Origin of the sequence: Pseudomonas sp. S3E12 (genome assembly GCF_001702295.1) — a bacterium.
In the GTDB taxonomy this organism is placed as follows: Bacteria; Pseudomonadota; Gammaproteobacteria; order Pseudomonadales; family Pseudomonadaceae; genus Aquipseudomonas; species Aquipseudomonas marginalis.
Window position 1 is genome coordinate 1 of sequence record NZ_MBDT01000014.1, and the last position, 22244, is coordinate 22244.

The following is a 22244-nucleotide window of genomic DNA, read 5'->3' on the forward strand; positions in this document are numbered from 1 at the left end:
GGGGATGCGGCGGAAATCTTGGACTACCTGGAGGTAGTTCATGTATTCATACGAAGACCGTATCCGAGCGGTCAAGCTCTACATCAAACTGGGCAAGCGAACCGGGGCAACTATTCGTCAGTTGGGCTACCCGACGAAGAACTCTTTGAAGAGCTGGCACGCAGAGTATGCGATGCCTCGACCTGCCGCGTGGCTACGAGAACTCGAAGTCGAAGTACTCACCTGCCCAAAGGGAAAAGGCTGTCGAGCACTATCTCGAATACGGTCGCAACATCGCCGCTACCATCAAGGCGTTGGGCTACCCCGCGCGGGATTCTTTGCGTGCCTGGATTTACGAAATGCACCCCGAGTTGCATAAGCGTGTTGTCAGTCGATCAGACGGGTTAGCCCGGCCGCCAGCGGTGAAGCAGGCAGCGGTCATCGCGCTGTGCACGCGAAAAGAAAGTGCGAAAGCCCTGGCTCAAAAGCTGGGCGTGTGCAGGCCGACCTTGTACAACTGGAAAAACCAGCTACTCGGCCCAGAGGTATCCCCATCCATGAAGTGTCGACTTGAACCCTCATCGTCACCGGAACGAGAGGAGTTGCAGCGGCAACTCGAATCTCTCCAGCTCGATGTTCGCCGTTTGCAGCTTGAACATGACCTGTTGATGAGGGCGAATGAACTCATAAAAAAAGAGACGGGCATCAACCGGCAAGTCCTGACCAATCGGGAGAAGACATTGCTGGCTGATGACCTTAGGCATAGGTACTCCTTGCTAGAGCTGCTTGACGCGTTGGGCTTGGCCCGAAGCTCCTATTTCTATCATCGAGCCCGAATGCAGATCGCGGAAAAGTACACCGAAGTGCGTCGTGCCATGGCGGACATATTCGAGCGCAATCATCGTTGCTATGGCTTCCGTCGGATGCGAGCTTCGTTGAGCAGGCAGCGTGTGCGCCTTTCAGAGAAGGTGGTGCAGCGCTTGATGAAGCAGGAGTGCCTAGTCGTCGCCAAGCCGAAACGGCGTCGATACGGTTCCTACCTCGGGGAGATCAGTCCGGCGCCGGAAAACCTCCTCAACCGCGACTTCACGGCCCTAGCTCCGAATGAGAAATGGCTGACCGACATCTCGGAGTTCCAGATCCCGGCAGGCAAGGTGTACCTGTCCCCCATGATCGACTGCTATCCTGGAAGAAGCCTTGTTCAAAGACCTCGCTGCATTTAAGGCGCAGGCGGTACGCACTTCCGGGGCGCATTTTACCGGGCATAGATCAAACTCGTAAGATTGGTTTACCACGCATACTTAACGGAAAAGTTACCTGCCAAGCTCGTGGAGTCGCGAGAACGGGCAGCCTGCCCTTCTAGTGCGAATGAAAGCCCTGCTTCTGATGAGAGTACAAGCCGGGGTGCAAGCTGTACTGTTGTGTCAGCCGCTCGCGGACCATCAAGTTCAAATGAGGTATCAGGCAACGCATCGAATCTCGCCCTAATACTGCGGTCATTCGAAAGCTCACGAACCACTGCGACTGTTGCACTATGACCCAGCGTCCACTCGTCAGCGATTGCAAACGTACCCGCAGCGTGCACTCCCAGCGACACCGGCAGAGACGTTATCCGGTTGCCATTTACCGCTAGCCCGGCTGTGCTTTGACCACTTGTGCCGCGCTCTGCATATTCATTGGAACGGTAGCTCGCCGCTTCCAAGGAAACGAAAGGAGCCAGATTAACCCCTCCGAACCGGGCGCGGTGACCTGCCTCAATCCGCGTGCGCCATTCATCAGAGTCAAATGAGCCAGTTAATCTCTCTGATTGGAGGCCGCCGAAGCTGGCCGTTGTACGGAGCGTTTGGTTGTTGAAATGGCTGTAGGCCTGGCTGAGTTGAAGGTAGTTTTGATTGAATGTAAGCGCTGAGTATACGAGAGCATGGTACCCATCATCTTTGCCAGAAAGTCCTTCATTTGATGCGCTGAAGTTGCCTCTTGTTGTACCTACAGCGACGCCCAATAGCGTATCGTCCGAAAGCTGGTTATCGAAGCCAATAAAGAAGCCGGAATAACTGCTATTACCCCCAGGAAAGCTATTAGAGGGATCCGAATTTCGCGAGGTTCGACCACCTGAGAATGTGCCCCAGCTACGAGACGTTGGAATGAAATCAAAGCGATCTAACTTGCCACTGATAGATTTTAAAGTATGAACCGGGCTAGGAGTTGATTCTTTTGCTTGGCTAACACTGACCGATGCGCTGTTCACGCCCAACCAGTCGCTCATCTGCCCGCCTACGACCGAGCTTGCAATGCGTCCGCGATCAAGGTTTTCCGTCTGGGTGTACCCGACACCTGGCGCAGAAAGTGTCTGGAGTGCACCCTTAACCTGAGGAGCTGTAAGCTGGTAAACACTATTCAAAAGCTTGGTACCGGTCTCGTTCAGGGGGCCAGAGGCGGACTTATCGAGAGCATCACCAATTGCCCTTTGATTGTCATTTGACGCCAAAGACGACAGTGCAACTGCATTCCTGTCAAAGCCGAGGTAAACGTGATCGGAGTCGTAACTGAGCGAAGGTGCCAGAAGTGCTAGGTCGGTCGCAGCGCCGCTGAACGTACCCGTTACTCCGGACGCAGTCACGATGGTGTAGCGACTGGCGGGAAGATAATAACCTGTCCCAGCTTTAACTTGGACCCCCCCTCCTTGAATGCTTACAGGCGCTGATGAGACGATCGAATCGTTGATGTTGGGAGTGCCTCGTATGGTGAGCGTCGACCCGTTAGCAAACGTCAACGGTCCATTAAGACTCAAGGTGCCAATGCTTTCTAATCGGCCAGGGGCCAGATTGCCGCCGTTATTGATCGTAACCTCGCCAACTGCACCGGACCCTGCCAAGGTGCCCCCGGAGTTCACAAATGCTTCTGATGTGATCGATCCGTTGACTTCTAATACGCCTCCATTGATCACTGTTGCGCCTTGGTAGGTGCTGTTGCCGTTTAAAGTGAGTTCCCCTGTCCCCGTTTTTGTTAGGCCACCTGTACCCGAAATGTCATTCATCCAAGAGTCAGCAGCATTTAACCCCCCCCGCGACGCATCCATATTGACCGTCACGTCATTCACGAAGGCTCCATAACCACCAGCCGCAGCAAAGAGATTCAATCGTGCATACCCTGAACCATCATCAAGTGCATAGCCTGAGGCGATTTCTGTGCTTGCCAGAACATCTCGACGTTGTTGGGCAGAGAGATACGGGAACCGGGTTGCAAGCAGAGCCTCTGCACCAACGGGGACAACCGGGGCAAGATCCGTAGGTCCCACCGGAGACATGCCGTATGTCAGCGCGAATGTGTAGGCCGCCTCGTTATTTTTGTAATTGGTGAACGCGTCGGGGCTCGATTGCGCGCAACTTTGTATTGTCTTGTAAGATAGACCGCCGCATTCCGAAGCAAGAAATTGCTGGATAGGAACAGCAATAGACGCCAATTCCTGCACGAAATCCTCACCTGGGTTAGTGTAACCAGGGGTATTGTTCAGGTACTTTACTGTCTCTTGGGTGGCTAAGATCCTTCCGCCAATCACATCTAGCGCATAGTGAACACCTAGAACCAGTCGGCTGTTACCTATGTCAGCACCTCTGGCAAGTATTGACTGATAGAGTTGCGGAACCTCCATTGCAAGAGTGAGCATCAACGCCGTGCCAGCAGTTGTATGGCCGCTCGGGAAGGCGGCAGAATTCTGCGACGAAACCAAGCCGTAGCGCGGATCGAGACGAATTTGATCGCTAACCTGAAATGGGCGCGGATTGCCTTGCGAATTAGAGGCGAAGGCTTGATCTACAAGGGTATAACCGGTGCGCGCCGTATCGCTGTAGACATTCCCCGTCGGGTCCGGATTGGGATCAGTCAACATGCCGAAGTAGAGTTTCAGCCTTGAACTGTCAGGCCCCACCCTCTGATTAGCATAAAAATCGAGGAATTTAAGTGAGTTATGCAACGGCGTGGGGGAAGACTGCTTATCAAAAACCGCTAGTAATTTGTCGTCGATTGTTTTTCCGAAACCTCCGTAGACATAGTTACTTGCGTCAAAGACTGCCTGATCTACACGCGCGGCGCTAGCACCGTTATTAAAAGCTATAGCGACCTGAAGACTTTGCTGGTAAGTCTGCAATGGAAGGGAGTCAATTCCGCTCAGCCGGCTTATTCCCTCAAGCTGCGCGCCGGTAAGTGGTGGCGGACCCGTCTCCGCCCGGACCTGTGTTATCGCCACTGAAGAAAACAACACGGAGCTGACAATCACTGACATCGAAGATTTTAAACTAGACACGTGTTTCTCCTGAGTTTGGTGACTCCAGAACTGCGAATCCCAAATCTAGTGTTTTTGAGAGGCCAAGCCATACCGTTCATATTTGGAAACAGAATGGCTAAGATTCGAGCTTCAAACTTATTGAACGAAGCTTCCTACTGCAGGTCCATCCCCATACGGTAGCGTTCTGAAAAGTACAGATGAGATGTGAAGGTTATGTGATATGCAAACTAAATATTTGCCCTCTATTCACATTACCAATCTCCCGGATCAGGAAAGAGGTCGGTCTAGTATAAAAATACGAAGACACGAAAAATAAACGCAAGGATCTGCATGCTTACAATGGTTTTATGCGGACGTATAGCAAACTGTTGCAGAAGAGTGCCAAGACTTGAGCTGGAGCACGGTCAAGCGTCGCGCTAATTCCTTGCGGCGCCATGGTCTGGGATACGGGTTCAGGGCCGCTAAATGAGCATACCGACTCGATCAGCCTCAACAGCAGTAAGACCTGGTCCTAGCGCTGAGCGTGAAGCGACAGGGAAAAACACATGTTAACATCTTCGTTGAACTTCAATTGTCTTGGATTAGCGTCACTTAGCATGATTGTTACGCTGCGGTTGAAATCATCGAGTACGCTTGGGACAAATTTTAGAGGGCGGCTAATGGTTAGTTTGCGCTGCTAATACGCATACATCGCCAATTGGCCGATAACAAAGCAATATTGCAACTGGATATATAAATGACTGTAACAGGGCGCTAGGTCAATGCGCGGTGATGCACCCGGGGCAACGTATTGTGACAGCGCATCGAGAGAAGATTATCTCCCAAGATACATTTTTAGCACCTATTTTAGCGGCTCTAGTATCCGTCGTATGGGCAGTGTGTAACGCTGAGTCGTTGACTATTCCCGCTGTGAATAGATGCTATCAGCCGCTGATATTAGTACTTACAGTCATTGCTGATGAAAAACCGGAAAAACTTGCAAAAAATCAAGCGCTCAATGTTGAAGAAAGTGAGCGGACCGGATGTCGCTTTGGTTGTTTTCCGACTCGTAGCTAGATACATGGAAGTATCCAATGCTGGGGCATGTTGTCGATCCACTCATAGTTATCGAAATATTTTACAAGACGACTGTTGATTGGATAGCCAACGCTGCCAAGTACGGGCTAACAAGCCTTGAATACCGGGTTCTTGATGTGCTGGCCAGTGGTGTGGCGTCAACTGCATCGGGCTGTGGCCGGTATTTGAACGTTAAGCCCTTTAGGATATCTACGATCATCGACACGCTTCATGCAGGTGGTTACGTATTATGTCGACATGATCTGGTTGACCGGCGAATAGTGGCACTGTAGCTTTCGCAACACGGCTTGGAAACTCACGCGCTTGCGCAGAAAACACTGGTCGCCTTCTGGGAGGCAAGCCTCAGCGAGGTGGATACTGAGTTCGAAAATATCGTCAAACTCCTCACTCGGTAGATTTGGATATCAGTCCAGTTAGATCAACCAGCACCCGCGAGCCAGGGAGCCGCAGCTTTGTTAGAACTAATTTTTGAGCGCGATAGATATCGTTCCCATGCTGGGCATTTCGAACGATCGCTGCAATGTTGCCTCAGGTTGTAATCGGTGACTTTATGAACACTAACCGATAGCTCATAGGTATCCTTGTATTGATCTAAGGCCTTCGGTGAAGTCCAGCCTTGGGGCAATTAGAACGCGTACCGAAAACAGCCCTTGCCAGCAGATTTGGCTTTGTATAACGCAGCGTCGGCTCTACTGATCAGGGACTGCGGCGTATATAGGCCATTCGATGCGCCGAAGGCTATGCCTACGCTAACGCCCAAGCCTTGTAGTAAAGCGTTGCTGGCACAACATTCTTGAAATAATTGAATTATTCGATTTGCCGTCGGTGAGGCTTCACTCTCCGGCCCCTGCAAAACCACCACGAACTCATCGCCGCCTAGTCTAGCGGTGAAATCGCTGGCTCTGACGGTACCACGTAATAGTTTAGCAAACATAATCAGCGCTTCATCGCCTGCGGCATGGCCGTGCCGGTCGTTAACTGCTTTGAAACCGTCGAGATCCAGATACAGCAATGAAATGGGATGATGATGCTCCCGAGGCGACCTCAACAGACCGTCGAGTGTCATTAAGAGTCCTGACCGATTAAGAAGGCCTGTTAGCGAGTCGTGATTGGCTGAATGCGAGCTAGACACCTCGGCCTCGTATGCCTTGATTAAGCTCGAATTGAGAGAGCTAAGCAGGCACCACATGCCCGTCAAATAAAATGGTGCTTGGATTATTAATATTCTCAGCATTGGTTCAGGTTGAAATAAAGTCGCGATTTTCAGCGGCACATCGGTCAACAGAATCTGAACGAACGCGTAGCGGGGGATGCCTTGGTTTCTCATGGCTATCGCTCCGTTCATGCTAACCGCCGAAGTGCAAGCTAAAATCTGAAGTACCCCATCCCCGCTAAGGATGCAGGCTGCTGTACCCAAACCTATTTCCGCCGCCCACGCCAGGCCCAGCAGTATCGAGAGGTCAGTCGCGTATTTTAGGGGCGCTTTTGCTGAGCTGTTGCAGCGACGAAAGAGCAATACCCGCAATATCCAGACCAAGGCATCCACACATAGCCAGGCGAGGAATATTCTATTTGGATGCAGGTAGAACGCTACGGCACAGATCAACATCGTGTTGCACCCGGCGACTAACAGTGCTTGTCCGGACGTGAATGGGCCTGCTAAAAGTCTCAGTCGAGTAGTGGCATCTAAGCCTTCACTATCACGAGTAAACCAAGCGATAAGAGATGTCTCTGGAACGGAGTATTTAGTGGTGATAGGCATTATAGTCACGGCTCTTACCAAGTGATGATGGCACAATAGCATCATATGGTCTAGTATCGTCAATAAAAAACGATCAGTGTGGAAACGTTTCGCCCTTTATCATTCATTCACAGGATCACAAGGGGGCGGATATGTAAAAAATACGAAGAAAAAAATAAAACGAACTGCAAACCGGGCACCAAATAATATTTATTTGACCTCACGACCGAATAATCTTAGTGTAAAGTTCAATTGAAGCCAACGCTTTGCTTTAGATTGTGACAGGTTCATGAATCCAGACGCACGGCACCTTGCGCGTCACAAAAATAGAGCCTATAGAAAGGCAGCGTGCAGTGTCCCTGAAATCCAGATCTTATAGCAGGTATGAAAAGAGCCATGAGTACCCAGTACCCTTCAGATGCTATGTGCTTGCCCGTTACAAAAGTCGTGACGTCAGTGGAGCAGGTGGAGAAAGCACACGACGACGTAACCAGTGCAATAGTGAATACTTCTGTTGCACAGGACTGGACAACTTCATAAGGCGAACTTTAATGGAGAGCACACTACACCGGGACAAGCTTTTATTATTAGCATCTATCGATCAGATGAAGAAAACATTAGTGGTATCCATCCACATACTTATTGAAAGTGGAAAAGCCGCTTTATGCAAAAATCGTAGAATGTTTCCGGATAGCTACCAGGATTATCCCGAGCTGGAAAATGCCCAAGCCCAACTGATAGTGAGCTTGGACTTGTTTAGGATTATGAAGCATAGCTGAGCTTGAGTGGTTGTCCTTAGCCAGGCTTGCACCAATAAAGGTCAGGATACGGTGGAGAATAGCTTATATAAATGAGATCGTTATAAGCTACTTTTTATTATAATAGCTTGGGTGGATACCGAATTTTTTTAAGTAGTATCTGCAAAAAATCTGGTAGTTTGTAAAGCCGCAGCCAAAAGCTATTTCTTTAACAGGGCAATTAGTCCCGGCGGCTAGCAAGTCAAATGCTTTCTGAAGCCTTATTTCCCTTAAGAAAAGTATAGGTGTAGTCTCTTTATATCGTTTGAAACCAGATTGTAGCGATCTAACGCTCATCCCTGCATGAATTGCGACTTCTCCCACGGTCAGGTGTGGGTCATTGCTGTCACGCATGAACTGTATTGCTTTTATTATAGAATAGGGAGTTGGTACCGATTCTGGGGTGTCATTGAATAGCGCTGCGCTATAGTTGTTGGGTATATTGTGGATAATATACCCGATCAAGCTTTCTTTCAGGCTACTCAGAACTTTCGATAAGTCGAGGGTTGTGTGCTCTGCCAAATTAAAAATCAGCTGAATGTAAGCGCTTATTAGGCTTGTGTGCCTAGCCTCAATGGATGAATCTGTGAATGCCACTCTTTCACCCAGTGGTTTGCCTAATATCATCGTCATGTACGAATACATATCAAATCCTGATATATAGACTGTTGTGTATGATATTTCTTGAGAGTGAGTAGCGCTCGAAACCTGTTTGTGGTCAACCAGTGCTGCTTCGCCAGGTCGGAGGCGTTGCGTTCCCGACGTCGCTTTCCACTCGATCTGTCCTTTTTGTGACGCAATTAGCAGAAAGCCATCCACCGAGCTTGACATTTCATATCCCCAACCCGATTCACTCAGTGTAAGGCTTACGAACGAACTCCCTAGCATACAGAAGCGTTTAGATATGTTGAAAGCCTTCCCTAAGGGGATCAGTGCGATGCGATCGTCATGTTGGCCAAAATGCGCCGCAGCATCGTCTATGTGGTTCATTCTTGGGTTGGCGAAAAAGTAGCGTCCCATAACTTCCACCTTCAGTTAATACATGCGAATTGCAGTTTAGACACCCCTAACCATTCAGTTGTTTCAGATTGGAGATTATCTAGACAATTTTTTCATTAACTAAAAAAGATTTCACGTTTGATGTCGAGCACCCTTCAAATCCTTTTCGGTTTCGGGTGCTCTTGTCGTGAGTGAGAACAATTAAACCGCAAGAGGCAGCTATGGTTCGACATCTGTGTATGCCTTAGTCATTAGGACTTGAACCTTCCGACGAACTGGCTCAATTTATCTGACATTACAGACAGACGCCCGGAATCCTCGTGACTGCGTCCGATGCAGTCTCCCACCACTGCAACAGGGGCACTGCGCGAAGCTTGCAGTACTGCTGTGGGAATCGATTATCCACGCTGCCTTATTTGCCAGCTAGATGGACACTGCACGGAACTCTCGACTCTGCTTAACATATTTATAATCCGTCTTAAAAAGAGTTTTATCATATAAGAAGATCGATAGGCTCACTGTGTTGATATTAGTTAAAGCTATAAGATTGGCACTTACAATATTTCTAATGTGCATGCGTTGATGTTAGTTTCGTCCCTTTTAGTAGGGGGGGCGAAAATTTTTAGGGTTGCCTTATCGGGTGTTCCCAGTACGCAGGCCACGCCATATAGATAATGTCACCCGTTACTCCTTCACTATTATACATCACATCATAGCGAATGGCGTGTTCTACTCCCTGGGACCTACGTAGACAATGCGCTGGGTGCCCGCCCGCTTGACAGTTATTACGGCTGCGACTGACAGAGATCATTTTAGCAATATCCAACTGAGTACCGTAACGATAAGGCTGAGTAACCCAGGTGCTGTTGTTGGTGGGCTCGGCAGCCATGGCATAACCTGTGGAAAAGATAATTGGTGCAGTGAACAGTAATTCTTTCATGATGATACTTTTTTGGGGGGGAGTTAGTAGTCGGTATAAATAGGCTGGAGTGGCGAGTTTAAAGTGTCTATGGATTTTATTGGCATGAACTTATTACCTATCTTTTCATGGTGATTTTTCTTTTGAAAACAATTAGTTGTAGAGTTTTCATGTTTTCATAAACCATGCTTAATGAGGGAGCGCACACTCTGTGCGCTTTGGTAAGAGTAGTAGTACCTGAGAAGCCATCGAACAAAGGGTCTGGCCCTGCGGAGATAGTGGAGGAAAGGGACGTGGCCAAGGGAAACACCTACAAGCCTCCCGCGCCCCGGACACTGAGCCGGATCAGTTGCGCGTCGATGGGACTTGAAGGTGTACGTGAAGCAGCCCGAAGGAACAAGGGCATGCAGTTCACGGCTTTGCTGCACCACATCACACCGCAGTTATTGGCACAGAGTTTCTATGCCCTGCGCCGCGATGCAGCGGTAGGCGTGGACGGCATGTCGTGGCGGGAATACGAGGAAGGTCTTCTCCAGCGTGTAACCGAGTTGCACGGACGACTTCGCAGAGGAGCTTTTCGAGCAACGCCATCGCGGCGGGTCTACATTCCCAAAGCCGATGGTAGGCAACGCCCGTTGGGTATTACTTCTTTGGAGGACAAGATCGTACAGCAGACGGTTGTTACCGTTCTGAATGCGATCTGTTAGGAAGACTTTCTTGGATTCTCGTATGGGTTTCGGCGGGACGCAGCCTGCACGATGCGCTGGATGCGTTGACGGTCGCGCTGAAGGGCCAGAAGGTGAACTGGATGTTAGATGCGGATATCACGTCGTTCTTTGATGAGATCGACCATGAATGGATGCTGATGTTTCTGGGACACCGGATTGCAGACCGGCGCCTGCTCGGGTTTATTTGCAAATGGCTTCAGGCGGGTGTTATGGAAGATGGCCGTAGGTTGGCTGCGACCAAGGGGACGCCCCAAGGCGCAATGATATCGCCATTGCTGGCGAATATCTATCTTCACTACGTGCTGGATCCGTGGGCAAGGCAATGGCGCCAGCGCCACGCCCGTGGCGATGTAATTGTCGTGCGTTACGCGGACGACAGCGTGGTGGGGTTCAGGACGAAAGTGCAGGCTCAGCAGTTTCTGGTGCAGTTGCAGGAACGGTTTGCCAGGTTCGGTCTATGGCTCAACGCCTCGAAAACACGACTGATTGAGTTTGGTCGTTTTGCGGTGATGAGTCGCAGGAAACGAGGTTTGAGAAAACCGGAGACTTTTGATTTCTTAGGTTTCACCCACTGTTGTAGTGTCAGCCGACGCGGTGACTTCCAAGTACTGTGACTGACTGTCAAAAAGCGTATGCGTGCGACGCTTCTTGCTATCCGTGAGGAGTTGAGTTGCCGGCGTCATGACCTTGTCCGGGTTCAAGGCAATGGCTCAAAGGTGTGGTGGCGGTTACTTCAATTACCACGCGGTACCGGGGAACCTGATACGTCTTGGCGGTTTTCGTTTGGCGGTGCGCCGTCTCTGGCGCCAAGCCCTTAAGCGTCGCAGCCAGCGTAATCGGCTTCAATGTTCACGTTACGGACGCCTTGCCGATCTCTATATCCCGAGACCTAGAAATGCACACCCTTACCCTGAGGATCGCTTTGCGTCACATACGCGAGGCAGGAGCGCCTCCTTTGCTGCACAGTGCCGTAGTCGGGCGAAGTAGCAAGCGTCGAAGCCGATGGCCTCAACGGCCTCTCTCCCACCAACCGTGCTGACCTCATGACATTCCCTCGAGCATCTCGTCAACCCTGCACAGCGGTCAACACAAAAGGCAATAAAAAATATGTTATAGTGTAACCATTTATACAAGTGGACATTTTTGCGAAAAGAGGAAGGAGATAAAGCAACTGTTGCTCAAAAGCTTACAAAACCCAATTGTGGCGCTTATCGAAGCAAGATTTCCTATCTGATGAGAAGACTTAGGTGCATCACGAGACCCTTTCACCGGCCGGGAGCTGTTCAACCGGCACGCCAGCCGTCAAGGTCGTGGAAAGCAGCATAGATAATTGGACGTCGGGGGCGGGCGACATTCCAAGTGTATTACTTCGGTCAGGATACGGGAGAGTTCCACGCTCTGGCGGGTAGCCAGCCGGATAAGTGATCACCTTAACTGAATTGGCCACTGGCGGAAGTACGTAGAGGAAACCAGCATACGACTCAGCCAAATCGGACGAGGCTTGGGGGGGGCACATTACGCTCAAAGCTATTGGTCTTGGACAATGGTGCCGAAATAGTTAAGGCGCACCCCCATTTTGACCATCGACTTGTGCACCAAGTGGATTTTCATTCGGCGGATTTAAGCGGCTCCTTCACCACAAAAATGGTCAATCGTGTGTGCGCAGAAGAATGTTCACGAAGGCCACACAGGCTGGTGTAGGTGATGGCATGAGAACAATGTGCCACAGAAACGGTTACAAAAGCCAAGCAAAAACTTTTACGTATGAACGATATACCATGTCAACGAGGTAATCTTATGATCCGTATTTTGACCATCGAGGATGACGCGGTAACAGCTCGCGAGATTGTCGCCGAGCTGAGCAGCCATGGACTGGATGTAGATTGGGTGAGCAACGGCCGTGAAGGTTTAGTTCGTGCCGTGAGTGGTGATTACGACCTGATCACCCTCGACCGGATGCTACCGGAACTCGATGGCCTGGCCATCGTGACCACCTTGCGCACCATTGGCGTGTCTACGCCGATTCTGATGATCAGCGCTCTTTCCGATGTGGACGAACGCGTACGCGGCCTGCGTGCTGGTGGTGATGACTACCTCACCAAGCCTTTCGCGTCCGATGAAATGGCTGCCCGTGTCGAAGTGCTGCTGCGTCGCAAGATTACGGCTCACAGATTCGAAACCACCCTTCGCGTCGCCGACCTGGAACTTGACCTGATCAGTCGCGAAGGCCGCCGCGGCGACCAATCGATAAGCTTACTGCCCGCTGAATATAAACTGCTGGAGTTTTTAATGCGCAACTCCGGACAGGTCCTGACGCGCATGATGATTTTCGAGGAGGTTTGGGGCTATCACTTCGACCCGGGCACCAATCTGATAGATGTGCACATTGGTCGCCTGCGCAAAAAAATCGACCCACCAGGTCTCACACCACTGATACGTACCGTACGAGGCTCCGGCTATGTCATTGCTGAACCCCTCTAAAGGCTGGCGCTCCTCCAGCAGCCGCTTGCTAGCACTATACAGTTCGTTATTCGTGACCCGGAGTTGCATCTTGATGGGAGTCCTGTATTACGAAGTATCGGTTTCTCTGAGCGATCTTTCGCGCAATTCCCTGTTACAACGCTAGCATATGTTCCAGCGTTTCGGCGGTGACGAGTTGGTAGAGGCGTTGACCACCAGTATGACGCTCGATATGAGGGGCGTGGGTGTGGGGATGCCTTTGGCCTGTTCGACGCGCAATTGCATCCCTTGAGCGGACCAATCCATTCAATTCCGCCTGACCTGCCGTTGGATGGCAAAATTCACACGTTGAGCAACTGCGTTTATTCCTTCGATCCTCAACTACCGAAGAAACGCTGCGACGCAGTGGCCACTCGGAATGACGACGGCCGTTGGCTGGTTCTGGTGCGTGTCAACGGCTCGTTGTTCGGCGTAACACGAATCATCTGGCAAGCACTGTTATGGGCGCTATCACTAACGATCATCCCTGGTGCTGTAGGATGGCATTTATTACGTAGACGTCCATTGCGTCGGATTCGCGAAATCCAAGCCAGTGCCGAAACCATCGTAGCGGGAGACCTTACCCACCGACTGCCACTGTCCAATCGGCGCGATGAATTGGACATGCTCGCCGCCATTGTCAATGCCATGCTCGCCCGCATCGAAAAATTGATGACCGAAGTCAAGGGGGTATGCGACAGCATCGCCCATGACTTGCGCACACCTCTGACGCGCCTGCGCGCGCATCTTTATCGCATCAGGCAGGAGGCTGAGGAAGACTCAGCCTACAGGGTCCAACTTGATAATGCTATCGCCGAAACCGATACCCTTATGGCGCGCTTTCGCGGCCTTTTGCGCATATCGGAACTGGAGGACCACCAGCGCCGTTCCGGCTTTGTAGCGATGGATCCGCTGCCATTTCTTCGCGAGCTGCACGACTTCTACCAACCCTTGGCTGATGAACGCGAACTGGATCTGGTGCTGGAGGTAGACGAATCACTGCCGTGGATCACCGGTGATCGCGCGTTGTTATTCGAGGCGTTAGCTAACCTGCTGAGTAACTCGATCAAGTTCAGCCCACCGGGTGGCGAAGTGATGGTGTGCGGATTCAATAATGCCGGCAGAACTCGCATCGAAGTGCACGATTCCGGCCCAGGCATACCTGAGTCGGAGCGAGCTGCAGTGTTCCAGCGTTTTTATCGGCTGGATGACAGTGATCAGAAAGGCGGGTTCGGATTGGGTCTATCAATCGTGGCGGCGATCATCAATTTGCATGGATTCAAGTTGGATGTTGATACCAGCACGTTAGGCGGCGCAAAATTGGTCCTAGATTGTCGTCAGCAGCTGATGCCTGAATAACGCAGCAGAAATAAATTCGGAGTAGTTGATCGGGGTCGTCGCGCGCGCGTGTAAAACCATTAGCAGGCCGTTCGGTCACGATGGGTTGTGAGTCTTGGGGCCGCATCGCAGTCCGGCTGCGGCCATTTTTCAAATATACATTGGCGAAACAGAAAGAGCATGCCGGCCTAAGGAAACTCTGAAAAGGACTTCCTGATTTGGCAAACTCTCCAGACACCAGTCGCCGAGTTTTTCGATGATGAAACAGATGACCTTCGCCGACGCCGAATACGCCGGCAAGCGCAAGCAGACCCGTAAGGAAGTGTTCCTGATCGAGATGGATCAGGTGGTGCCCTGGAAGGGGTTGATTGCCCTGATTGAGCCCTATTATCCATAAGGCGAAGGTGGCCGTCCCACCTACCCACTACTATTTCGGCGCCAAAGTTTACATCGGCGCTGATGACGAGTCGGCCTGGTGCACAGTATATTAGTCAGTGCAGCCAATGTTTCGGACGTCACGCAGGTCGCCAGACTGCTGCATGGTGAGGAAAACGAGGTCTGCGCTGATGCGGTCTATACCGGTGTCGAGAGGCGCGAAGAACATATGGGACGCCAAGTCATCTGTCAGGTTGCAGCACGGCGCAGCACCTACGAAAAACAAGGCAAACGCAGCATATTGTACAAAGTGATACGCAAGATCGAGAAAGCCAAGGCTCAGGTTCGCACCAAGGTTGAGCATCCATTTCGGGTGATCAAGTGCCAGTTTGATTATACCAAAGTGCGCTTCCGTGGCTTGGTGAAGAAGACTGCTCAAATGGTGACGCTGTTCGCCTTGTCGAACCTGAGGATGGCGCGTCGACATTTGCACTCCGGCGTAGGAGAGGTGCATCCGTAACGGGGAAAATGGGTGCTACGAGGCGCTCGCAGCAGCCAGAAGCATGAAGTAGTCGCCAGACTTGACCGATTTTGAACGGCTGTCGTTTTTTGAAAACGCCGATGGCTTAGTCGTCGAAAAATAAGCGGCTACTTCAGATCCTCCCTAGAGGACTTTCTATTAGAATTGAATGGCGTGGAAATCTTCATGGCTTCACGTAGTGTTCAAAAAGTTGCTGTAGCCTGGTATGACGGAGAATTCATTGGCGTTGCCTGTCTTGACGCTGAATGAACTCGCATTAGTAACTCCATCCGTCAAGTTTGTGGCTAGAGTATACGCCAGTTCGGTGTTCGGCTTTAGAGTGAGAATCTGTGGAGAAAAAATAAACGGTTTAGGTTCGTCTCTAGAGTAGGCTCGTTGTTGGTGGTAACCCTATTGATTGAACTGGGCTTACACTTTTTTCCGATGTCCACAACGATAAGTTGCCTTCTACTCGAGAGCCGGTTGCAGTGGTACCGGTGGTTTACAAAACGTGCGGGTCTACCTTGATGTCCTCAGCACCGTTACTCCTACGCGCAGTATCTCAGCGGTCAGTCAGGTGAACGGCATTCTTCGCAGCGTGGATTTCAAGGAAGGCCACCACATCTCTGTCGCCCAGCTCCTGATCGGCGGTGAAGTCGGTTACCTGTTGGAATTGGGCGCCGGCGTTTCTGCCTTTTGGATGTCATGGCCCGTAAATACGGACAACGTGACCTGCGCCAGACAATTGCTTGGCGAAGGCTCAACCAAGGTTGAACCCATGTTGCCGGCACCCACTGCTGTGATTTTCATATCGACCTCTTGTGTGTTGGTGTGCGTTTCGATGGGCCCAGTTTATAAGTTGTGATCTTGGGATAAATAAGGCCATATATTATAGATCGTTCTACTAAGTGAGACATTTATGGATAGAGCATTTGAGATGCAGGTGTTCTGCACGGTGGTCGACAAAGGTACTTTTGTAGGCGCGGCCGACGCCCTCGAAATATCCAAGACGTCCATTTCGCGGTATGTGAGCGCCCTTGAGGAACGCCTGGGTGCGCGCCTGCTGCATCGCACCACGCGCAAGCTCTCGCTGACCGAAGAGGGTCGGCAGTTCTACCATCAGGCACGGGAGGTTCTGGCTCTGATGGATCAGGCAGAGGAGGCCGTATCGTCTGTAGCGCCGGAACCCAGCGGTGTATTGCGGTTGAATGCGCCGGTCAGTTTCGGCGTTCTGCAACTTGCGCCGCTGTGGGGGGCATTCATGAGCGCCCACCCAAACGTCGAGTTGGATATCAGCCTGAATGACCGTTTGGTGGACATGGTGGACGAGGGCTTTGACGCTGCGATACGCATTTCGTGCATGGAGAATTCATCCTTGGTGGGGCGGCGGCTGGCGGGCACGCGTATGTGCCTGTGTGCTTCCCCCGATTATCTGGCGAGACATCCCCCGCTGCGCACACCGACTGACCTGGCTGAGCATGGCGTGATTGCCTATACAAACTTTGCGACGGGCAATGAATGGCCGTTCGACGGGCCCGATGGTCGCGTCAGCGTGCGCACTCGTTCGAGCGTGCGCTGCAACAATGGCGATACGTGCCGCAGTATTGCCATTGCGGGTGGCGGCATTACCCTGCAGCCAAGCTTTATGGTCGGTGAGGATTTACGCAGCGGAGCCCTAGTGGAAATCCTGCCTGAATACCGCTCCATCGAGTTGGGCATCTACGTGGATTATCCCCCGCGCAAACACCTGGCGAACAAGGTTCGGGCGCTGATCAGCTTTCTTACTGAACGTTTCGCCCATCCCGAGTGGGAGCGCTAAAGGGTTTAAGCTGCACGCATCAGGAGCGCTGCAAAAACTGTGCAGGTCAGCGGCGAGTTTCTGCGGATTCTTGAATACCAGAAAGGGGTCGCCCTGTTCGACCTTGCCGTACGCAAACAGTACCGAGTGGTGGACCACTGAGTTCATTCACTTCTGACTGTCCAACCAGTCACCGTATTCCTCGGTAAATATCGCGGTCGGCACGTCGATCTTGGTTTGGAGGACATCTCGCCAGTCGTTGGTGACGTGATCAAAAAGCACCAACCCGGTAAACTCAATGTCGTCGTTTATGGCTGCGCCTAGACCAGGCTAATTGTATTGTGGAAGTAGGGTGAGTGTTGAGTCAAGTGCCATTGTGCGCTCGAGCACGTGAGTTTCTGAAGTCAATTAATTGGTTGGTGTCATGTTCTCGCAAAAGTCGATCTTGCGTTCCGGTGAGGAGGTGAACGCACGGGCATCGAGTCGCTGTTATTCTGTCCAATCGGCGTGACAGTAGACCGAAGGTGCCTGGTCTATGATGCTCAAGGTGCGAACATCCTGAGTTCCGAACAGATCAATGTTGGCCCATATCACCGAGGCGCCCATCGACCATCCACAATAGTGCGCGTCGGGCACACCCACATGCTCGGCAAACTCTTTTACGTCCACGGTATAACGGGAAATGCGGTTGCCCGACACGGTTTTTTCGGAAAGCCCTGGTTGCGAACATCCAGCACGTAGACGTGATAGTGATTGCTGAGGACCTGCATGAGGTGGAAATACATCGGCCTGTTGGCCAACCAGCCCGGAATGAAAAACAATGGCTCCCCAGCACCTGTTTCCCAGTACACCAAATTTAAAAGGTCACTGATGCTGAAGCTGCTGATTTTAAGGTCGGGAAAGTCCGAGGCGCAAATGGCTGGCCAATGATTTCGTTGGGAAAGTAAAAGTCTTCGCCGACCATGGCCGGGAGCGATCGATCAGGGGGTACTTCATGTTCCAATCCTGTGTCGATTCAAATAACGTTCGAGCGGCGTTTCAAGCGCCACCTGTCAGTTGGACACACCGGATATAATCAACTCGCTGCCAAGCGACGATAGAGCCTGGACAGCACGAGGATAAATATCAAGTGGCTTCATTGGGGGATGGCCTTGATTTGGCTCGGCACCTGGTGCTTTGGTATTCTCGCCATCCATTGGCTTGAGGAACTCAACCCCCACCATGAGTTGATATTTCTACATAAGGCCGCGGCCAGCACCTTGCTCTTTCTGATTGTGCTGCAGATCTCTTGGCGTTCGATTAAGCGCCCACTCGCCTGCCGGCCAGCATTAGCCAGCTGATTAAGCGCGGTGCGGTGTTGGAGCACCTGCTTTTGTATACGCAGGCCTTGATAGCGCTGCCTGTGTCTGGCTGGTATTGGAGTTCAGTGGCGGACAAAGCCATTTTGGTCGCTGGTCTGTTTGTTTTGCCTCCGTGAGTCGCCCCCAATCCTGACTTCTATGATGTGGCCAAACTGACCCATAGATGTCTCGCGTGGTTCTGCGATGCGCTGGTTGATGGGAATGTGCTGGTAGCGCTCAAGCATCACTTTGTCGACAAAAATGAGATCCTCAAGGGCATGCTGCCCGTATCGAAGCGTTAAATCGCCAGTGATTGAGGGCGGAAAAGGTTAGTCGCGCCAGGTATCAGGCGCTGCTCCTGTCGCTCATGTACTGCTCCAGCTTCTTGCGTAGCCATCGCTCGGATGGGTCCGTGTCCATCACGCTCAGCCAGACCATTGAAAGCTCCAGTTCCGGTGTAATGAAGGGCAGAGGCTCTCCGTGGAGCATTCCTGACTGGCTCAGCGCACCGCTCAAATAGTCGGGCAGATTACACAGCAGATCGGTGCCGACCATGATCGCCGGCAGTGTTGTGTATTGGGGAACGGAAAGCACGGCGCGGCGTTTTTGGCCCACTGCTGCGAGCCACTCATCGGCAAAGCTGGAGATATTGGCTACGTGCGACACCACAACGTGCGGACGAGCGCAATATTCCTCCAGCGTCAGCGGTGTGTCCGGCGCGTCCGCGCGCACGAACATGGGCTTCATGGTCCGCAACAGTTTTCGCTTGGCGTTGGCCGGCAACTCTTTTGTCAGGCAGACGCCGACAGTTATGTCACCGGCTATCAGCAGTTCAGAAATATTCCAGTAGTTAGCCTGCTTGATGACGATCACCACATTGGGCGCTTCCACACGAAGTGCTGCCAGAAAGCTGGGCAGCAGGCCGTACTCAACGTCATCGGACAGCCCAATTCGGAACGTTATATTGCTGCTGGCGGGGTCGAAGTCCCGGGTCAGGCTCAACGCCGTCGACATCGAGTCAAGGGCTGGAGAAAGGTGAACAATAATTTCATTGGCGCGTGCGGTGGGCTCCATACGATGACCGACGCGGATGAATAACGGATCATTGAAAAGTGCCCGCAGGCGATTCAATGCGGAGCTAATCGCGGGCTGCCCGAGAAATAGCTTTTCGGCCGCCCGCGTCACGTTCCGCTCAAGCATGAGAGTTTCAAACACCACCATCAGGTTCATATCGGCCTTGCGCAGTTCATTTCGATTCATTGGTAATGCATCCTTCTTCCGTCATCCTGCCTTTCTGGATGAAAAGCCAGTAGCCAGTCTATGGACGCTGACCGCGCGTAGTCCAGCGGTTCGATGTGAGGAACCGCAGTATCTTGAAGCTCACCAGGGCTGTGCGACGACGTCAGGAGATAGATGGAGGTTGCGCAGCTCAATTCGTTTTACTGGCACCTTAGATAGTCGGCCGTATTTCTGTACCTACGTATTCACAGAGGTACAGGTCTTGGCTTCGGACGCTGCCTGTGAGGCAAGCAGGGTAAAGAAGACCCGGTGTGACAGGTGATGTTTTGGTGAGTAGCAAGTATCGCAATGGTGAATAGTGCGAGCTTTTAATCGGACACTTAAATATACGGCGTTCATACAAAAAATAAAAGTATTTTCATGTGGCTGAAAGTGTTCGATAGCGGTTATCGAAAATCTTATAAATGTACTGATAGCGACTCCGGTAAAGTGTACACCAGTTCCTCCTTTCTCGTGTCTCGTCTCGTTTTATCTGTTTCCTCCAAGTCATGGCGTTGTGACTTTCTCCCTACGTTGTTTTTCCCATCGCACTCGGATGCTGTTATTTTTAATTTGGTCATTTAAGCAGTGATTGTGAACTTGTTTGACCTTGTGTGAACGTTCGTATCTGTTGCCAAGCTGAGTAGCTGCAGCGCCGCAGCGACGGCGTTGAATATCAGGCTTCCGAGAGTTTCAAAAAGCATTGCTCGGCTGGAGTACTATCCGAATGCCGCGTTACTGAACAGGGCTGCGCAACAGATTCAACTTCTTCAGGTGGGGCAAGATTTCTTCCAGCGTTGTACCCTCATGATTTTCAATGTTGACGTGGCGCTAAGCGCTGTCGCTGACAGCAATGTACTTTCAGAGGGACATATAACGCAGCAACGGCATATCCCTCGTCGTAAGGATGCTGATCGGATACCAGCCAGGGATGGATCAACCAACCTTGGAACTCTACCTTCGCCTTCACGGCTTCAAAGCTCTCGCTGGAAACCTTATCTACAACATCTGTATAAGGGCGGTATGTCGGACCGTTAGCCTCACTGCGAGTCAACTCGAGAGATAGCTTGATCATTTGATTCTCCGTGAATTGGGGAGGCTCATTGGAGCCCGTGAACACGCTTGAGCTGCACGCTCTTGGTGCTTGGAGCGGTGTATCGCGCAGTAGGCCACTCGTTTAATCGGCGTCTCAGGGCGTTTAACATCTAATTTCTGATCATCGGTACTTTATCGGAGCCTAGGAGAATTTCTTAAATGTAGCTGCTTGATCTATAGAACCTAAGATGGTCGTCCTGGTTTTTTCCTTAATTTTGTAGACTTTTGTCACTATGGTAAGGATGCAGGCTGCTGTACCCAAACCTATTTCCGCGGCCCACATCAGGCCCAGCAGTATCGAGTGGTCAGTCGCGTATTTTAGGGGCACTTTTGCTGAGCTGTTGCAGCGACGAAAGAGCAATACCCGCAATATCCAGACCAAGGCATCCACACATAGCCAGGCGAGGAAGATTATATTTGGATGCAGGTAAAGCGCTACGGCACAGATCTACATCGTGTTGCACCCGACGACTAACAGCGCTTGTCCGGACGTGAATGAGCCTGCTAAAAGTCTCAGTCGGGTATTGGTATCTAAGCCTTCACTATCACGAGTAAACCAAGCGATAACAGATGTCTCTGGAACGGCGTATTTTGTGGTGGTAGACATTGTAGTCGCGTCTCTAACTAACCGAAAGCGGTACAATGGCATCACATGCTCTTAGTGTCGTCAATAGAAAACCGATCAGCGTGAAAAGGTTTGCCCTGTAACCAGACACAGGATGCTGAGGAGACCGAACGTATAAAAAAGAAGTGAACAAAAAAATAGCTCCTAATCGTGTAGTGAGTTAAATTTTATTTAACTTAAAACTCGAATAATCTTAATGTAGATTGCACTTGCGGCCAATGCTTTATATTGGTTCGGATTTTTGAATCCGAGCGCACGCCGATGCGCATGCCCGGCAAGATTGGAGTAATCAAAAAGGGAATAAAGAAAGGCCAGCGTGAAATTTTTCTGATCTCCAGATTTTATAGAAGGTATGAAGACGAACCATGATTACCCCCACGGATTTCAAGAGAGCAGCCGCACAGTTCATACAGTTCTCAGGTGATATGTGCTTACAGGTAACAAAAGTCGTTACGTCAGTAGAGCAGGTGGAGAAAGCACACGATGAAGTCACTAGCGCGATATTGAATACTTGTGTTGCGCAGGACCTGGACAACGTCGTAAGACAAGCTTTAATGGAACGCATCCTACGGCGGGAAATGATTTTATTATTGGCAGCCGTTGATCGAATGAAGAGAGCATTGGTGGTATCCATCACCATACTCATCAAAAGAGGAAGATCCGCCTTATGTAAGAATCGTAGAATGTTTTTAGATAGATACCAAGATTATCCGGAGTTAGAAAATGCTCAAGCCCAGCTAGTCGTGAGCCTGGATCTGCTTAGGATTATGGAGCATCGGCTGAGCTTTAATAAGACCTTGTGATTGATTCTTTGTCCTCGGTCAGTCAGGCAAAAAGCGAGTATCAAGGCC

12 protein-coding genes and 4 pseudogenes are annotated in these 22244 nt (G+C 51.1%); 10 read left to right on the forward strand and 6 right to left on the reverse strand.

Going from position 1 to position 22244, the window contains the following annotated elements; genetic code table 11:
- Positions 1-40 precede the first annotated feature (40 nt).
- A pseudogene (locus tag BB029_RS12725) lies at positions 41-1169 on the forward strand (IS3 family transposase); the annotation flags it as partial.
- Between the two features lie 98 nt (positions 1170-1267).
- On the opposite strand, the gene BB029_RS32020 reads toward BB029_RS12725, so the two are convergent.
- The 4 genes from BB029_RS32020 to BB029_RS32025 form a co-directional block, all read right to left on the reverse strand.
- Entirely contained in the window at positions 1268-4282 is a 3015-nt protein-coding gene (locus tag BB029_RS32020) for an autotransporter domain-containing protein (RefSeq protein WP_141696528.1), read from the reverse strand.
- 1684 nt (positions 4283-5966) lie between these two features.
- Entirely contained in the window at positions 5967-6950 is a 984-nt protein-coding gene (locus tag BB029_RS12735; RefSeq protein WP_256558220.1) for a GGDEF domain-containing protein, read from the reverse strand.
- 998 nt (positions 6951-7948) lie between these two features.
- Positions 7949-8899: a helix-turn-helix transcriptional regulator gene (locus tag BB029_RS12745; RefSeq protein ID WP_065939431.1), complete on the reverse strand. Its 951-nt coding sequence runs from the start codon at positions 8897-8899 to the stop codon at positions 7949-7951.
- Between the two features lie 601 nt (positions 8900-9500).
- Complete coding sequence (locus BB029_RS32025; RefSeq protein ID WP_083236379.1) at positions 9501-9818, reverse strand: DUF2790 domain-containing protein; 318 nt, start codon at positions 9816-9818, stop codon at positions 9501-9503.
- Positions 9819-10090: 272 nt separating this feature from the next.
- Here BB029_RS32025 and BB029_RS33710 point away from each other — a divergent pair, with 272 nt between their 5' ends.
- The 7 genes and pseudogenes from BB029_RS33710 to BB029_RS12775 all read left to right on the forward strand — a co-directional run bounded on the left by BB029_RS33710 (position 10091) and on the right by BB029_RS12775 (position 17076).
- Complete coding sequence (locus BB029_RS33710; protein WP_256558221.1) at positions 10091-10504, forward strand: hypothetical protein; 414 nt, start codon at positions 10091-10093, stop codon at positions 10502-10504.
- A gap of 65 nt (positions 10505-10569) precedes the next feature.
- Entirely contained in the window at positions 10570-11139 is a 570-nt protein-coding gene (locus tag BB029_RS33715; protein ID WP_256558222.1) for a reverse transcriptase domain-containing protein, read from the forward strand.
- Between the two features lie 1183 nt (positions 11140-12322).
- Positions 12323-13006, forward strand: coding sequence for a response regulator transcription factor (locus BB029_RS12755; RefSeq protein ID WP_065939432.1), 684 nt, complete (start codon positions 12323-12325; stop codon positions 13004-13006).
- A pseudogene (locus tag BB029_RS12760) lies at positions 12984-14383 on the forward strand (sensor histidine kinase). The gene BB029_RS12755 and the pseudogene BB029_RS12760 overlap by 23 nt, the downstream one beginning before the upstream one ends.
- A gap of 238 nt (positions 14384-14621) precedes the next feature.
- Positions 14622-15257 (forward strand): annotated as a pseudogene (locus tag BB029_RS12765) (transposase).
- 577 nt (positions 15258-15834) lie between these two features.
- Entirely contained in the window at positions 15835-16122 is a 288-nt protein-coding gene (locus BB029_RS12770) for a hypothetical protein (RefSeq protein ID WP_141696529.1), read from the forward strand.
- A 54-nt stretch (positions 16123-16176) separates the two neighbouring features.
- Positions 16177-17076, forward strand: a complete 900-nt coding sequence (locus BB029_RS12775) for a LysR family transcriptional regulator (protein ID WP_065939434.1) — start codon at positions 16177-16179, stop codon at positions 17074-17076.
- A 1664-nt stretch (positions 17077-18740) separates the two neighbouring features.
- Here the strand turns inward: BB029_RS12775 and BB029_RS12785 are convergent.
- Positions 18741-19655, reverse strand: coding sequence for a LysR substrate-binding domain-containing protein (locus tag BB029_RS12785; RefSeq protein WP_065939435.1), 915 nt, complete (start codon positions 19653-19655; stop codon positions 18741-18743).
- A 648-nt stretch (positions 19656-20303) separates the two neighbouring features.
- Between BB029_RS12785 and BB029_RS34200 the strand changes: the two are divergent.
- A pseudogene (locus tag BB029_RS34200) lies at positions 20304-20441 on the forward strand (LysR family transcriptional regulator); the annotation flags it as partial.
- Between the two features lie 46 nt (positions 20442-20487).
- On the opposite strand, the gene BB029_RS33725 reads toward BB029_RS34200, so the two are convergent.
- Complete coding sequence (locus BB029_RS33725; protein ID WP_256558223.1) at positions 20488-20748, reverse strand: hypothetical protein; 261 nt, start codon at positions 20746-20748, stop codon at positions 20488-20490.
- A gap of 1010 nt (positions 20749-21758) precedes the next feature.
- On the opposite strand from BB029_RS33725, the gene BB029_RS12790 reads away from it, so the two are divergent.
- The gene (locus tag BB029_RS12790) at positions 21759-22196 is read left to right on the forward strand and encodes a hypothetical protein (RefSeq protein ID WP_065939436.1); all 438 of its coding nucleotides are present in this window, start codon (positions 21759-21761) and stop codon (positions 22194-22196) included.
- The last annotated feature ends 48 nt before the right edge of the window (positions 22197-22244 follow it).